The sequence below is a fragment of the Microbacterium sp. DT81.1 genome (assembly GCF_049844955.1).
Lineage (GTDB): Bacteria > Actinomycetota > Actinomycetes > Actinomycetales > Microbacteriaceae > Microbacterium.
Genome location: NZ_JBNCMA010000001.1, coordinates 28,784 through 44,404, shown reverse-complemented (window position 1 = coordinate 44,404; position 15,621 = coordinate 28,784). Strand labels below are relative to the sequence as shown.

Annotated in this window: 10 protein-coding genes; 2 read left to right on the top strand and 8 right to left on the bottom strand. The window is 69.3% G+C overall.

All coding sequences use genetic code 11. The features are described from left to right. Nucleotides 1–1,119: 1,119 nt before the first annotated feature. Both ACLQ2Q_RS00180 and ACLQ2Q_RS00175 read right to left on the bottom strand, forming a co-directional pair. Nucleotides 1,120–1,275, bottom strand: coding sequence for a hypothetical protein (locus ACLQ2Q_RS00180; protein ID WP_425816728.1), 156 nt, complete (start codon nt 1,273–1,275; stop codon nt 1,120–1,122). Beyond that, the gene (locus ACLQ2Q_RS00175; protein ID WP_425816726.1) at nt 1,272–1,598 is read right to left on the bottom strand and encodes an ArsR/SmtB family transcription factor; all 327 of its coding nucleotides are present in this window, start codon (nt 1,596–1,598) and stop codon (nt 1,272–1,274) included. The genes ACLQ2Q_RS00180 and ACLQ2Q_RS00175 overlap by 4 nt, the downstream gene beginning before the upstream one ends. A 43-nt stretch (nt 1,599–1,641) precedes the next feature. Here ACLQ2Q_RS00175 and ACLQ2Q_RS00170 point away from each other — a divergent pair, with 43 nt between their 5' ends. Further along, nucleotides 1,642–2,277, top strand: a complete 636-nt coding sequence (locus ACLQ2Q_RS00170) for a dihydrofolate reductase family protein (RefSeq protein WP_425816724.1) — start codon at nt 1,642–1,644, stop codon at nt 2,275–2,277. Nucleotides 2,278–2,357: 80 nt separating this feature from the next. Here ACLQ2Q_RS00170 and ACLQ2Q_RS00165 read toward each other — a convergent pair whose 3' ends face one another. From ACLQ2Q_RS00165 to ACLQ2Q_RS00140, 6 genes are all read right to left on the bottom strand, one after another. Then, nucleotides 2,358–3,551 carry an RNA polymerase sigma factor gene (locus ACLQ2Q_RS00165; protein ID WP_425816722.1) on the bottom strand — a complete coding sequence of 398 codons (1,194 nt, stop codon included), beginning with the start codon at nt 3,549–3,551 and terminating at the stop codon, nt 2,358–2,360. Nucleotides 3,552–3,553: 2 nt separating this feature from the next. After that, the gene (locus ACLQ2Q_RS00160; protein ID WP_425816720.1) at nt 3,554–3,910 is read right to left on the bottom strand and encodes a YciI family protein; all 357 of its coding nucleotides are present in this window, start codon (nt 3,908–3,910) and stop codon (nt 3,554–3,556) included. Between the two features lie 16 nt (nt 3,911–3,926). Further along, nucleotides 3,927–4,376 (bottom strand): SRPBCC domain-containing protein, encoded by a 450-nt coding sequence (locus ACLQ2Q_RS00155; RefSeq protein WP_425816718.1) that lies wholly within the window; start codon nt 4,374–4,376, stop codon nt 3,927–3,929. Between the two features lie 417 nt (nt 4,377–4,793). Next, nucleotides 4,794–5,126 carry a three-helix bundle dimerization domain-containing protein gene (locus ACLQ2Q_RS00150; protein WP_425816716.1) on the bottom strand — a complete coding sequence of 111 codons (333 nt, stop codon included), beginning with the start codon at nt 5,124–5,126 and terminating at the stop codon, nt 4,794–4,796. A 62-nt stretch (nt 5,127–5,188) separates the two neighbouring features. Continuing rightward, complete coding sequence (locus tag ACLQ2Q_RS00145) at nt 5,189–6,124, bottom strand: haloalkane dehalogenase (RefSeq protein WP_425816714.1); 936 nt, start codon at nt 6,122–6,124, stop codon at nt 5,189–5,191. A 6-nt stretch (nt 6,125–6,130) separates the two neighbouring features. Then, a complete protein-coding gene (locus ACLQ2Q_RS00140) occupies nt 6,131–6,481 on the bottom strand; it encodes a carboxymuconolactone decarboxylase family protein (RefSeq protein ID WP_425816712.1) in 351 nt (116 codons plus the stop codon). A gap of 363 nt (nt 6,482–6,844) precedes the next feature. On the opposite strand from ACLQ2Q_RS00140, the gene ACLQ2Q_RS00135 reads away from it, so the two are divergent. Beyond that, a complete protein-coding gene (locus tag ACLQ2Q_RS00135; RefSeq protein WP_425816710.1) occupies nt 6,845–15,586 on the top strand; it encodes an invasin domain 3-containing protein in 8,742 nt (2,913 codons plus the stop codon). Nucleotides 15,587–15,621 lie beyond the last annotated feature (35 nt).

The window sequence follows — 15,621 nt, the reverse complement described above, 5'->3', positions numbered from 1 at the left end:
TGTGTGATCTCGCCGCCGGACAGTGTGTTTGCGGTGCCCGTGGAAACGATCTTGATCGTGTGCGTTCCGGCGCCCAGCCCGAGAGCAGTGAACGCTCGAACTCTGGTCGACTGCGTCGGAGAGTAATTGTCCACGCGTTTCTGGCGAACGCCGTCGAGGTAAACGTCGACCATTCCGCCTGAGGTCGACTTCCAGGTGTACCACGTGATGCTCGCGCCTTGAAAAGTCAAGGACGCCGAAGCGGAGCCCTGCGAGTAGCGGATAGCACCGCCGCTCGAGCCACTCGACGTGAGTGACCTCCAGAACCCGGTGTATTGGATCGCGCCGGAAGTCTCTTCGTACGTTCCGGGTCCCACAGGAGTGACAGCAGCTGCGGGCGCTGGCTGAGCGACCCCCGCCAGGACGAGCAGTGTGAAGATGCCGAGCGCAAGTGCTCGGTAAGGGAATAGGCGTGGCATGGGTCCTCCGCAAAACGTCGATTCGGCCCCCAGATGTCAGGTGGCGACCTCATCGGCGATTCCCTACGCAATTGTTGGCACACTCGCGACGAGTGCGGAAGAGGCGGGGGCGGACGCTTACATGAACGAAACGAACCGTGACGCGAACGTCACAAACCAGCTGCAGCGCGCCGGCTTAGAGTGCGGCGGGCATGCGCGTTCCATCCCGGGGGGTGTTGGGAGGCTGACGCCCTCTCAGCTGCCCACCCAAGGAGCATCGTGAACGATCGGGTCCTTTCAGCCCGCCGAGCCTAACCTGCGTCGGGGCCGGGATCGTCGCCGGCATCATCACTGCCGTGGCGGCTTCGCCTGCACTGGCACCCTCGTCGGGTGGTGCACTGCCGGGATCATCGCCCTCACACGGGTGTGGCGGATGCTGTGGCGGCAGGACCCGGGAGGCACCCAACGAGCACTCCTGTCGTTCTTCTTCGGCACGGCCCTGATCGCAGTCGCCATGAACCTGGTCACGAACCTCGGCCAAGGATGAGCTCGGAGGCTCCGCTCGGCTGCGGGTGCGGGTCGGGCGACGAGATGGTCACACCCGCTCGGGAGCTCATCGAGCCGCTCTGCCGGTGGTGGGACGCAGACGAGGAGAGGCGGCGAGGTTCGTCTGGCGACGAAGTCAGTGCTCCCCGTGCGGGCGCGGCCCACCGGAACTGATCAGCTGGAGATACTCGCCGACCTGTCCGATATCGGAACCGTCGGACTGGTGACCGATGTAGCCATTCACGGTGACCGACAACTCCTGCTCGTCGGTGTCGACCCTGACGACCGTCATGTGAGCAGGTCCGACATCCGCTCGACCCGACCGCGCCACGCCGATTCGAGATCATCCAGGGCGTGCCTCACGCGGCGGACCATCTCCACGTCGGTACGGACCAGCTGCTCCCGCCCGCGTCGTTCCTTGGTGATCAAGCCGACCCGCTGCATCACGGCGACGTGCTTGTGCACGGCCGGAAAGCTCATCGAGTACGCCTCGGCGAGCTGCGAGACGGACGGGGAGTCCAGCGCACAGCGACGGAGGATGTCGCGACGGGTGGCGTCGGCAAGCGCCCGCAGCAACTCATCGACTTGCTCTTCCCTCAACGGATCTATAACCATATGGTTTTACGATACACGGCTGATGGACGAATGGAGGATCAGGATGCCGCTGACGACAACGAACTGGGTGTCAGTAGATGGAGTCATGCAGGGCTTGGGCGCCGAAGACGAAGATCGTCGGGGCGGATTCGAGCGCGGTGGGTGGGCGATGCCGTATGCCGACCCCGCCGTCGAGGGGGCCCTGAACGCCGTCTACGAGAAGGCCGATGCATTCTTGTTCGGTAGTTGGACCTTCGACGTCTTCGCCCGATCATGGGGCGCAGTCCCCGAGATGATGGATTCGCCCATCGGCAGGGCGCTGAACTCGAAGCCCAAGTACGTCGCATCCGACACCTTGGCGAGCCCTGCCTGGGCGCACACCACCGTGATCCCCGCGAACTCGGCCGCGGCTGTCTCCGGTGCGGTGCGCGAGGCGAACGGTGAGGTGGTGACCCCGGGCGGTCGTACGCTGATCCGCTGGCTGCTCGCGAACGACCTCGTCGATGCCGTCAACCTGTTCATCGCGCCCGTTGTCGTGGGACAGGGCGAGCGCTTGTTCCCCGACACCGGGCCGGATCGTGCTCTCGAACTGACCGAGCATACCGTCGTGTCCAACGGGGTCATCGTGGTGACATACCGCCCCACCGGTCCCGCGCGCTACGGGCAGACAGCCGACACAACGCGGGCGTGGACGGAGTAACCGCACGAGCGTGAGAGTCTGCTCTCACCAGGACAAGGACGTGGGTCTGCGGCTGGGCAGATGTTCGGTCGCCATACCGCTTATCGCCGCGAGAGCAGGTATCGCCGAAGCGCAGGGTCCGATGTCAGCCCGATCGCCCTGTCGAACGCGGCGTGTGCCGCGGCGTCGTCGTTGCTCGCCTGCGCGAGTTGCGCGCGGCAGATCCAGTACGGCTGGTGATCGCGAACCGCTTCCGGGGCAAGGGCGTCGAGCAGCGCGGCGGCTTCTGTCGTCTCCCCGCCCTCGATCAGCGCTGCCGCCGCCCCAAGCGTCGCCCCGACGGACGGGGCGATCCGAAGAAGACCGCGGTACAGCACGACGATCGTGTCCCAGTCGGTGTCGTGGCCGTCGGCGCGGGAGGAGTGGATCGCGCTGATGGCCGCCTCGAGCTGGAATCGGCCGATCTGTCCGAGCGCTGCGGCCCGGCGAAGTGCCGCGTCGGCGCGCTCTCGATCAGGCTTCGACCACAGTGCGGTGTCCTGCTGGGCGAGAGGCACGAACGCGCCGTGGGCGACCCGGGCGGTGCGGCGGCTTCGGGTGTGCAGTATGAGGGCGAGCAACCCCCAGGTCTCGGCCTGATCTGGGAGGAGTTCGGTAAGGAGCGTGCTGAGCCGGAGGGCCTCCGCGCGGAGATCGGCGTCGCCGTCACCGCCGACGGTATCGCCGATCCCGTACGCCCCGTACACGGCCTGGAGCACGGCGTCCAGGCGCGGCGTGAGTTGTTCACGCGGAGGCAGAGCGAAGCGGATGCCGGCATCCCGGATCTTCGTCTTCGTCCTGCTCAGACGCTGGCCCATCGTCGCCGGCGACACGAGGAATGCCGAGGCGATGCGGGCCGCATCGACACCGAGCACCGCCTGCAGCATCAGAGGGGCGTGCATCCGCTCGTCGATCGCCGGGTGCGTGCACACCAGCATCAGCCCGAGGCGGTCATCGAGTTCACGGGGCTGCACATCGTCCTCGGGGATCAATTCGAGGTCTTCGGGGGCGACGGGGACGCTTCGAGCCGCGCGCCGCAGCGCGCTCATCGCGCTGTTCCGAGCGGCGACACGGAGCCACGCCTCGGGGCTGTCGGGGATACCCTTCCCGCGCCACGCCACCACCGCGGAAGCGAAGGCATCCGCAACGGCGTCCTCGGCGAGCTGCAGGTCTCCGGTCCGCCGGAACAGCCAGCCGACGAGGCGCCCGAACAACTGGCGGTAGGCCTGTTCGAGCGCCTCGTCGACACGGTCCACGGCTACGCCATCGCGGGCAGGACGGGGCGGACCTCGACACTGCCGTGAACGGCGGCCGGGCACCTCGCCGCCCAGCGCATCGCCTCATCGAGATCAGCGACCTCGATGAGGAAGACCCCGCCGAGGTGCTCCTTGGTGTCGGCGAACGGCCCGTCCTGCACTTCCCGCGTCCCGCCGCGAAGCCGGATGGTGGTGGCGGTCTCGGGAGGCTGCAGGCCGGCGCCGGCACCCATCACACCGCTCTCGCGAAGCGCCGACACGTAGGCCGCCCAGGATGCCCAGTACTCCGGCGACGCGGCGGGGTCGGTGCGTGCGTCGTAGTCGCGGGGGGATTCCATCGCCAGGATGGCGTATTGCATGCCCGTGCTCCCTCGGTCAGTGCGCAGGGGCCGGTACGAGGGGAGCACCTGTCTCGAGCAGGGTCTTCAGCCCCGACAGGATGAGCACCCATCCCTTCTCGACGTTGCGTGAGGCGACAGTATCAGGCAGCCCCTCGTGTGTGAGCGTGAGCGCGGTCAGGCCCGGCAACGCCATGGCGGTGTCGCCGAGCTCGTAGGTGACGACCGAGTCTGGCAGGGCCGCGACATCAGAAGCCCACGTACCGGCGAACGTCATGCGCAGCTTCCTGTTCTCGTCGACCTCGAGCAGTTCGCCGCTGATGACGGTCTTTCCGTCGCTGACGTATGAGTACGTCTCGCCGGCCCTCTCGCCGTAGTGAGCCTCGAACCCGTAGTAGTACGCCGGGCTGAGAGTCGGGCTGGTCAGGGCAGTCCAGATCTCTGCGGGGCTGGCTTTGATCGCGAGCTGGATCTTCTGAGTCGTCATGATGTCCTCCTGTTCCGCCACGGTGGCGTCGGAGGGGAGACGCACGACGATCGACGATTTCGACAAACGGGCGTTCGGTCGACCGCGCCTCATTCGCCGGCGAGAGGCGTCGCGTCGGACAAGGACCGCGCAGGGCCTCGTGTCCCCGACTGCGAAGTGGTACTGGCACGCACGCCGTCGACGAACTGCCAGGTCGATGGCGATAGCTCCAGAAAGCCGTTCGCGTGCATCCGTTCCCACAACAGCTCGACCCCCGCCTTCGTCAGTGGGCGCCAGACCACGGGCGAACGAGCTCCCTCGGATGCGCAACCAGCCACTCGCGTGTTTCGGGCGGGACGTTCACCCACGCTTTCTCGAATGCATCGGCGCTCGATACCACCCATTCAGAGTAGGCGGCTCCGCCCCATCGCGCATCCGTCAGCCGCGGCCGTAGTCTCCCAGCAGCGGACCGCTTGGCGGTTCAGCGCGTCGTTGATGCTCCATGGGGTCCACTCCCGACTTCGCATTCGCCGGCATTTCCTGGAGAGGCTCGTCGACGGTCAGTTGCGGGTCCGCCTCGAGGCGGAGCCGCTCGGTCGCTTCGTGCTCCACGAGGAGGGGGATGAAATCGCGGACGCGAGCACCGTTCAAGCGTTCGTGCTCTTCATCGACCACTTCGGCGACGTGATCCCTGGCGAGGGTCGGGAATCGTGCGGCGAGCCGATCGACCACGTTGACGGTGACGTCGCCGGTCTCTTCTGTTTCGCTCATACCGGCATCTTCCGTGCACCTCGGCCGGCTTGACAAGGGGTTCGTTGGGAGCGCCGGGCGCGTTACGCGCCTCGCACGCCCTCGTCGACGGTTGCCGTCGCGATGGCCCACGCCGCCAGTGCCGCTGCCATGTTCTCCGGTTGGTCCTCCGGCAGGAAGTGCAGCCCTCGTCCGACGTCGACCGATGCGATGACCGGTATGTCCGCCACCAATTCACGCGCAACGGCGGTTGTGATGATGGCGCCGGGATGGGCGTGCAGCAGAAGCCGCGGTGTGCTGGTATGCGCCAGCCATTCGTAGTTTGCGCTGAGCGCGTCGTGAACGGGAGCCGGATCACCTCGTACCGGAATCTGCGTCACCCACGCCCAGATGGGGAGGCGTGAGGCGGGCGTCGGGAACGGTTCCCGATAGGCGCGCGCCTCCTCGATGGTGAGCTGGTGGTACATCCCGCCTGGGAGGATCGCCGTGAGGAAGACGTCGTCGTCCAGGACCTCTCGACGACCGTCGACCGGATCACGGAGCCGGCGGAAGAATTCCCGACCGCCCTCGTCGAAAGCGTCCCAGGATGGAAGCGGTCGGAGGTGGCCTTCCGCGAAGGCCACTCCCGCGACGCGGAGCGGATGAGTGCGGGCGTACTCGATGCCCAGCCCGACGCCCCAGTCGTGGGTCACCAAGCGCACAGGCTGTGTGCCGACGTCCAGACGATCAAGGGTCTCCGTCAGGTACGCACGATGGTCGGTCCAGGAGTATCCGATGGCGGGTTTGCCAGAGCCGCCCATGCCGATCAGATCAATGGCGATGCATCGGTACCGGGATGCGAGCGCCGCGATCACCTTGCGCCACAGGAAGGACGACGTCGGGTTGCCGTGCAGGAACACGAGCACCGGCCCGGTCGCTCGATCCACCGGGCCGACGTCGATCACGCTCATCGTTGACCCGAGCACCGGGACGTCGTGCCCGTACTTGCGCGTCACGGCGTCCCAGTCGAGTGCCGCCACGGCGCCCTACAGGTCGTCGTCGAACTCGTCGTCGAGCTCGGCGACCTCGAGATCCGCGAGGGCCGCCTCGGCGGCGAAGGCTCGGATGATATTGGCGGTGGCGGCCGCGATGCGCGCCGTCCCGACGATCGGCGCGATTGCGGTCAGGACACCCCGAATCGTGTCGAGGTCGAGGCCGTCTTCAGCCGCGACGTCCAGGTTGAGGGCGTAGGAGACGGGTGGGGCATCGACGGCGACGAGCGCTGCGATGCGCACGAGTATCAGGGTGTCGAGGTCGAGGCTCGAGCTCTCGTAGGCATCGGTCGTCATGCGAGCGAGGAGCTCGAGAACGGGGGCGTCGGTGGTTGTGTCGCTCATGCTGCGTCCTTCCGGAACGGTTCAGACGCCGGACACGTGACCGTCGCCATTGCCGCCCACACTCGCAGAGCGCCGGCGGGCAGACCATGAACGGCCGATGAAAGGACGGCGAACAGTGCCCGTATAGGCGAACCGAGCGGGTTCCACTCCCGCCGTCGCGTCTCCCGCATCGGCACCGCGTTTCGTCTCGCTGCACTCGCTCAACGATCGCAATCCGACCGATCGTGCACAGCATTCTTGGGTCTTTACCTCGCCGACGTCCGGCCCCTAAACTGGCGGCGCCACGTGGTCTGGGGACGTCGTGGGACGTCGTCCCCCTCCTCGGAACGGTCGTCTCGAATTCACGACTCTCCGGAGGATTCGATGTCCACTGCGCAGATCCGTCGCAACCTCGCCCAGACAGTCGGGCGCGACGGCGATCGACTCCCATGGAGCGGGCGCCTGCGCTACCTGGCCGCCGTGCTGGTGGCGTCCACCGGTCTCGCGCTGGTCGGCGCCGTGGCGGTGGCTCCGCCCGCGATGGCCGCGCCGACGTCTTGCACGCCAACCGGCGGCTTCTTGAACTGCTTCTCGTATTCGTCGACCGGTGCGAACGAGACGTTCACGGTTCCGCCCGGGGTGACGTCGGTCAACGCTGTGCTGAAAGCTGCCGGAGGGGCGCCCGCTGCCAACGGCGGGGCAACTGGTGGGCCTGGGGGCCTGGCGTCGGGAACGATCACCGGCCTGACCGCTGGTCGCGTGCTGAACATGACGTTCGGAAACACCGGTGGGTTCGGCAATGGCGGCGTCGGGGGCAACGGCGGCGGTACGTATGGCAGGAGCGGGAACGGCGGCGGGTTGTCCGCGGTGTGGAGCGGAGCCGCTTTCGCCTCCGATCCGTTCCTGCTCGCGGGCGGCGGCGGCGGCGGCGGCGCCGCCACCTCCGGCACGTCAGCGGGGGGTGCCGGTGGTGGGAGCACGGGAGACGCCGGTGGAGGCTTCGGTGGCTCCGGCGGGGGTGGCGGTGGCGCTTCTGGCGGTGGCGCCGCCGGAACGGCCCTGCCGGGCGGCACAGCCGGCGTGCAGTACCGAGGGGGCAACGGGGGGAACGGCGGCAGCGGCCTGCCCGGTGGCGGAGGCGGTGGCAGCGGCTGGTGGGGCGGTGGTGGCGGCAGCCCTTCGGATGGGAGCTTCCCACCTGGTGGCGGTGGCGGTGGGTCGGGCCGGATTGGGAGCGACGTCACAGGTGGATCCCTGGCCTCCGGAGGAGGGGCCGCACCGAACAGCGCGGGCTCAGGAATCCTGCAGTGGACGCCACCCGCAGCGGTGATAACCGGCCCCACGGGCGCGACAGCGACACAGCCGACCTTCACGGGCACGGCGGTTCCCGCCAGCACGGTGACGGTACGCGAAGGCAGCACCCCCTTATGCAGCACCGTTGCCAACGGCGCCGGTGCGTGGTCGTGCCTGTCAGGGACGACATTCACGCGGGGGAGCTCCCACACGGTGCAGGCGTCGCAGAGCGATTCCACGGGGCAGGTCTATCCGTTGAGCGCCACCTTCAGCTTCACGGTGATCGCTGCGCCGGACGCCGCGCGGTCCACCATAGCGGCTTCTCCGGCGGTGATCGCGGCGGACGGGCTGGCGACCTCAACCGTGACCGTGACCCTGCTCACGGCATCCGGGGCCGCGATGACCACGGGTGGCGACACCGTGACAGTGGGGACGACCCTCGGGAGTGTGACTGCGCCCACCGACAACGGGAATGGCACGTACACCTCGGTGCTGACGTCGTCGGCGACGCAGGGAACGGCGACGGTGTCGTTTACGGTCAACGGCGCGGCGGGGACGAATACGGCATCGGTGCTGTTCGCCGGGGTGCCGGATCCGGCGCTGTCGACGATCACGGCAGCGCCCTTGGCGCTCGTGGCGAACGGCACGTCGACGTCCACCGTGACGGTGTCCTTGATCGAGGTCGACGGAGACCCTGTGGCCAACGGCGGCGACCAGGTCACGATCACGTCGACGCTGGGCTCCGTAGGCGCGGTGACCGACAACGGGAACGGAACGTACCGCGCGACGTTGACCTCGGCCACGGCTGTGGGCACGGCGACGGTGTCGTTCACGGTGAACACGGTGCCGGGCACCGACACGGCGGCGGTGGACTTCGTCGCCGGTCCGGCGGATCCCGGCACGTCGACGATTGCGGCCGATCCGGCGGCGATCGCCGCTGACGGGGGTTCGCGAACCGACTCGACGGTGACGGTCACCGCGCTGGACGCGAACGGCAACTCGGCCGGTGAGGGTTCCAACCTGGTGGTCACCACCACGTTGGGCGACATCTCCGCGACCACCGACAACGGGGACGGCACGTACAGCGCGACCCTGACGAGTGGTGTCGAGGGCACCGCGACGGTAGGGTTCACGGTCGCCGGGACACCAGGGACGTCCACCGTTTCGGTGCTCGTGACGGCGGTGCCGTCGACGGCGAACTCGACCATCGTCGCCGATCCGGCGGAGATCACCGCGGATGGGGCGTCGCAGTCGACCCTCACCGTGACGCTGGTGGATGCGAACGGGGACCCGGTGGGGGCGGGGGTGTCGTTGGTCGAGGTGTTCCCCTCGGCGGGCACGGCGGGGCCGGTGGTGAACAACGGCGACGGCACCTACACCGCCGTTCTGACATCGGCCACGTCAGCAGGCACGGCGACGGTCGACTTCGCGATCGATGCCACACTTTCACCGAACGAGGCGACGGTGACCTTCGTCGCGGGCGTGCCCGACCCGGCGACGTCAACGATCGCGGCCGATCCGGTCCAGCTGGTGGCGGACGGGACGTCCGTCTCGACGGCAACCGTGACGCTGCGAGATGCCAACGGCAACCCGGTCACGGTGGGTGGCGATGACGTGCAGGTCACCTCCACGCTCGGCCTGGTCGGTGCCACCACCGACAATGGCGACGGCACCTACACCGCAACGCTGACCGCCCCCACGACACCCGGGACCGCCACGGTCGGGTTCACCTTGAACACCGTGACCGGAACGGATACGGCTGCCGTGCAGTTCGTTCCAGGACCGGCCGACCCCGGCACCTCGACGATCACCGCGACCCCGGTCGAGCTCCCCGCCGACGGCACCTCCGAGTCGGAGATCACCGTTCTGCTGCTGGATGCGAACGGCAACCCGGTTCCGACCGGCGGCGACACCGTGGAGATCACCACCACCGCCGGCACCATCGGCTCCACCACGGACAACGGTGACGGCACCTACTCGGCGACCCTCACCGCGCCCACCACGACGGGTACGGCGACGGTCGGCTTCCTGCTGAACACGGTGACCGCGACCGACACGGTGGACGTCGGCTTCGTCCCGGATGTTCCGGATCCGACGACATCCGCCATCACGGTGAGCCCGGCGGAGCTCGTCGCCGACGGGGCCTCCACCTCGACGGTGACGGTGACCGTGCGGGACGCGAACGGCAATCCGCTCACCACCGGCGGTGAGGACGTGGAGATCGGCTCGACGCTGGGCAGCGTCGGCGCCACCACCGACAACGGGAACGGCACGTACACGGCCACGCTGACCGCCCCGACCACACCGGGGACGGCCACGGTCGGGTTCACCCTGAACACGGTGGCCGGCACCGACACGGCCGCGGTGCAGTTCGTCCCGGGTCCCGCCGACCCCGCCACCTCCACGATCACCGCTACCCCGGCGCAGCTTGTGGCGGATGGCGCCTCCGAGTCGGAGATCACGGTGCTGCTGCTGGATGCGAACGGCAACCCGGTCCCCACCGGGGGAGACACCGTGCAGGTCACCGCCACCGCCGGGACGATCGGCGCCACCACCGATAACGGTGACGGCACCTACACGGCGACGCTCACGTCGCCGACGACCGTCGGCACCGCCACGGTCGGCTTCACCCTGAACACCGTGACGGCGACCGACACGGCGACGGTTGCCTTCGTGCCAGGGGCGGCGGATGCCACGACCTCCACGATCACCGCAGCACCGGCATCCGTCACCGCTGACGGCGCCGCGACGTCCACGGTCACGGTGACCCTGCTCGACGCGAACGCCAACCCTCTCACCGCAGGAGGCGACACCGTCGCGATCACCAGCACGGACGGCACGATCGGCGCGACCACGGACGACAACGACGGCACGTACACCGCCACCCTGACCGCCCCCACCACCGTCGGCACCGCCACGGTCGGATTCACCCTGAACACCGTGACGGGCACCGACACCGCGTCCGTGACCTTTGTCGCGGGAGCAGCGGTCGCGATCGAGTCCACGATCAGCGCGTCTCCGACCTCGATCACCGCGAACGGGTCATCCGCGTCGCAGATCACGGTCACCCTGTTCGACATCGCAGGCAACCCGCTGACCACCGGGGGCGACACGGTCACCGTCGCCTCCACCCGGGGCACGGTCGGCACGGTCACCGACAACAGCAACGGCAGCTACACCGCGGTGCTGACGTCCGCAACCACGACCGGGCCGGCCAACGTGTCGTTCCGGGTCAACGGCGCGACCGGCACCGACACCGCGAACGTGATCTTCGTCGCCGGGCCCGCGGACGCGGGCACCTCCACGATCGACGCGACCCCGGGAAGCATTCCTGCAGATGGCGCCTCCACCTCGGCGGTGACGGTCACGCTGGTCGATGCGAACGGCAACCCGGTGCCGACGGGCGGCGACGACGTCGAGATCACCACCACGTCGGGGACGATCGGCGCCACCACCGACAACAACGACGGCACCTACACCGCGACGCTGACCTCCCCCACCAGCGTCGGCAGCGCCACGGTCGGATTCACGCTGAACACTGCGACCGGCACCGACACGACCACGGTCGACTTCGCGCCCGGAGCCGCCGATGCCGCGGCATCCATCATCGACGCCTCCCCTGCGGCGATCATCGCCGACGGGGCAACCACCTCCACGGTGACCGTGACCGTGTTGGACGCGAACGACAACCCGATCCCCGCCGGAGGGGACACCGTGGTGATCACCACCACGAACGGCACGATCGGCGCCACCACCGACAACGGCGACGGCACCTATGCCGCCACACTGACCGCCCCCACGACCGTCGGCACGGCGACCCTCGGCTTCACCCTGAACACAGTGACCGGCACCGACACGACCACCGTCGCCTTCACCGCCGGCGCGGCGGACGCGGAAACCTCCGCGATCACCGCCTCCCCCGGGTCGATCACCGCGGACGGGACCTCCGAGTCGACCATCACCGTGGCGTTGTCCGACGCGAACGGCAACCCGATCACCACCGGCGGTGACGCGGTCACCGTCACGACGACCTCCGGAACGGCCGGCGCGGTCGCCGACAACGGCGACGGCACCTACACGGCGGTGCTCACGGCGCCGACGACGGTGGGTTCGGCGACGGTGGGGTTCACCGTCAACACGGCGCCCGGCACCGACACGGCCACGGTCGCCTTCGTCGCGGGTGCGGCGGATGCTGCGGCATCCACGATCGCGGCGTCCCCGACAGCGGTGACGGCCGACGGGACGTCCACGTCGACGGTCACGGTGACGCTGTTCGACACGAACGGCAACCCGATCGACTCCGGCGGAGACGACGTCCAAGTCAACACGACCGCTGGCGCGATCGGGAGTGTCACCGACGAGGGCGACGGCACCTACACCGCGATCCTGACCGCACCGACGACCGCGGCTGCGGCCACGGTCGGGTTCGTGCTGAACACCGTGCCCGGCACCGACACCACCCTGGTCGATTTCGTGGCGGGTGCGGCGGACGCCGACCAGTCGACGATCGCCGCAGCACCGAACCGGATCGTCGCCGACGGAATCTCCACCTCGACCGTCACCGTGATCCTGTTCGACGCCAACGGCAACCCGCTGCCCGCGGGCGGTGACACCGTCGCGGTCGCGACGGACGAGGGCACGGTCGGCGCGGTCACAGACAACGCCGACGGCACATACACCGCCGTGCTGACGTCGCCGCTGACGGTGGGCGCGGCCACGCTGACATTCACGGTGAACGACGCCCCCGGCGCCGACACGGCGGATGTTCAGTTCGTGGCGTCCGCGCCGGATGCCGCGACATCCACCATCTCCACGTCCCCGACCGAGCTGGTCGCCGACGGGTCCGCCAGCTCCACGGTCACCGTGACGCTGCTCGATGCCAACGGCAACCCCACGGGCACCGGCGGTGACACCGTCCTGATCACCACGACGGCGGGCTCGATCGGCGCCACCACCGACAACAACGACGGCACCTACACCGCGACCCTGACCGCCCCCACGGCGGCGGGCTCGGCGACGGTCGGGTTCGTGCTGAACGCCGTGGCCGGCACAGACACCGCGACGGTGGACTTCGTCGCGGGTGCGGCGGATGCGGCGACCTCCACCATCGCGGCCGCTCCGGCGTCGGTTCCCGCGGACGGGACCTCCACCTCGACGGTCACGGTGACCCTGTTCGACGCGAACGACAACCCGCTGGCCACCGGCGGCGACGACGTGCAGATCTCGACCACCGCGGGCACGATAGGTGCCATCACCGACAACGGCGACGGCACCTACACGAGCGCCCTGACCTCGCCCACCACCGCAGGCACGGCGACCGTCGGGTTCACCGTGAACAGCGTCGATGCGGGCGCGACGACCGCCGTGACCTTCGTCGCCGGCGCGGCGGACGCCACGGCGTCCGCCATCTCCGCGTCGCCGACCTCGATCACCGCGAACGGGTCGTCCGCGTCGCAGCTAACGGTGACGCTGTTCGACACGAACGGCAACCCGCTCACCACCGGTGGCGACACGGTGACGGTGAGCGCCGGCCTGGGCACGGTGGGCACGGTCACCGACAACGGGAACGGCACCTACACCGCCGCCCTCACCTCGGCGCCCACCACCGGGACGGCCACCGTCTCCTTCACCGTGAACGGGGCGCCCGGCACCGACACCGCGACGGTGGCGTTCGTCGCGGGCGCGGCGGATGCGGGCACCTCGACCATCGAGGCCGTACCGGCGAGCATCCCCGCCGACGGGATATCCCAGTCGGTCGTCACGGTGACGCTGCTCGACGACGGCGGCAACCCGATCACGACCGGCGGCGATGACGTGGTGGTCACGGCGACCGCGGGCACGATCGGCGCCACCGTCGACAACGGCGATGGCACCTACACCGCCACCCTCACGTCCCCCACCACGACGGGGTCGGCGACCGTCGGATTCACCCTGAACACCGCGACCGGCACGGACACGGCATCCGTCACGTTCGTCCCGGGTCCAGCGGATGCGTCGCTGTCCTCGATCGGTGCCAGCGCCCTGCAGATCGCCGCGGACGGGACCTCGACCGCGGACGTCCTGGTCGTGCTCTTCGACGCGAACGACAACCTGGTGACCACCGGCGGCGACACCGTCGTGATCGCCACGACACTGGGCACGGTGGGGCCGGTGACCGACAATGGCGACGGGACATACTCGGCGACCCTCACGTCGGCCACGACGACCGGCACTGCGACCCTGTCGTTCACCGTGAACGGGGCGCCGGGCGGTACGACGGCAACCGTCGCGTTCGTCCCCGGTCCTGCGGATGCGGCCACGTCGACGATCACCGCGCTGCCCGCATCGATCATCGCGGACGGCGCATCCACGTCCACGATCGCCGTGGCGCTCCGGGACGCCAACGGGAACGCGCTCACGACCGGCGGTGACGACGTGACACTTACCACGGATGCGGGAACTCTGGGTCCGGTCATCGACAACGGGGACGGCACATACGCGGGCACCCTCACCTCCGGCACGACGCCCGGCGCCGCGACTGTCGAGTTCACCGTGAACACCATCGCAGCGACGGCCACCACCTCGGTCGTGTTCGTGGTCGGGCCGGCGGATGCCGGCACGTCGACGATCACGGCTGCCCCGACCACGATCGAATCGGGAACGGGTTCTTCGACGATCACCGTGACGCTGCTCGACGCGAGTGGGAACCCGCTGGCAGGCGGGGGCGATATGGTCAGCGTGACCACAGATCTCGGGACAGCGACCCCGGTGTCGGACAACGGCGACGGCACCTACACCTCCTCCCTCTCCTCGCCTTCGGACGGCACCGCGACGGTCCGGTTCTCCGTGAACGGGGCTCAGGGCGCGGCGATCACGACGGTCGTGGTGCAGGACACCGTCCCTCCGGCCGCTCCGGTGATCACCTCCCCGCAGGACGGCGAAGTGGTCCCGCCCACAGTGCTGGTCACCGGCACCGGTGAGCCCGGCGCCACCGTGACGGTCACCGGCAGCCGCGGTGCCGTCGTCTGCATCACGACCGTCGACGGTTCGGGCCGCTGGGAGTGCGTGCCGGGCACCGGTGGCGGTGGGGCCGCCGCGCTGGCGGTCGGCGAGGTCACCGTCACGGCGGAGCAGGCCGACCAGGTGGGCAATGAGAGCGCCCCTTCCGCGCCGGTCACCGTCGAGGTCGACGCCGAGCCGCCCGCCGCACCCGTCCCGGATGCCACCGAGGGAACCCTCCTCACCGGCACCGCGGAACCCGGCTCTCTCGTCACCATCACGGATCCGGACGGTGCAACGGTGTGCACGGCCACCACCGCACAGGACGGGACCTTCGAATGCACACCGGCGGCCGCAGTGCCCGACGGGACCCTGCTGTCGCTGACCGCGACGGATGCCGCCGGCAACGTGTCGAACGCCGCCCTGGTGCGGGTCGGTGGACCGTCGGTGCAGTTCCCGGATGAGACCGCCGCGGCCGGGACGACGCTCGTCGTGTTCGGCACCGGGTTCCTGCCCGGCGAGCAGGTGTCCGGAGTGCTCCAGTCCGACCCCGTCGATGTCGGGACGAAGACCGCCGACGACGACGGCGACGTCTCCTACGCGATCGTGCTGCCCGCCGACCTCACCCCTGGCACGCACACCGTCACCCTCACCGGGGCGCAGAGCGGACCTGCCGTCGGCACCTTCCAGGTGGTCGGAGCGCCGCCCGCTCCTGCGGGCGGCACAGGTTCCGGTTCGGGCGCGCTGCCCGCCACCGGCGCGGAGCCCGCCGTCCCGGCATCCATCGCCCTGCTCCTGCTGCTGGCGGGCGTCGTGCTCGTGACAGCGGCCCGTCTCCGTCGCCGCATCGGCTGAGAGCACCGGCCGACCGCAACCCCACCCGTCCCCGG

What these genes read in the sequence shown, in the direction of transcription:
- ACLQ2Q_RS00180 (WP_425816728.1), bottom strand. Translation starts at nt 1,275, where the DNA reads ATGACGGTCGTCAGGGTCGACACCGACGAGCAGGAGTTGTCGGTCACC.
- ACLQ2Q_RS00175 (WP_425816726.1), bottom strand. Translation starts at nt 1,598, where the DNA reads ATGGTTATAGATCCGTTGAGGGAAGAGCAAGTCGATGAGTTGCTGCGG.
- ACLQ2Q_RS00170 (WP_425816724.1), top strand. Translation starts at nt 1,642, where the DNA reads ATGCCGCTGACGACAACGAACTGGGTGTCAGTAGATGGAGTCATGCAG.
- ACLQ2Q_RS00160 (WP_425816720.1), bottom strand. Translation starts at nt 3,910, where the DNA reads ATGCAATACGCCATCCTGGCGATGGAATCCCCCCGCGACTACGACGCA.
- ACLQ2Q_RS00155 (WP_425816718.1), bottom strand. Translation starts at nt 4,376, where the DNA reads ATGACGACTCAGAAGATCCAGCTCGCGATCAAAGCCAGCCCCGCAGAG.
- ACLQ2Q_RS00150 (WP_425816716.1), bottom strand. Translation starts at nt 5,126, where the DNA reads ATGAGCGAAACAGAAGAGACCGGCGACGTCACCGTCAACGTGGTCGAT.
- ACLQ2Q_RS00140 (WP_425816712.1), bottom strand. Translation starts at nt 6,481, where the DNA reads ATGAGCGACACAACCACCGACGCCCCCGTTCTCGAGCTCCTCGCTCGC.
- ACLQ2Q_RS00135 (WP_425816710.1), top strand. Translation starts at nt 6,845, where the DNA reads ATGTCCACTGCGCAGATCCGTCGCAACCTCGCCCAGACAGTCGGGCGC.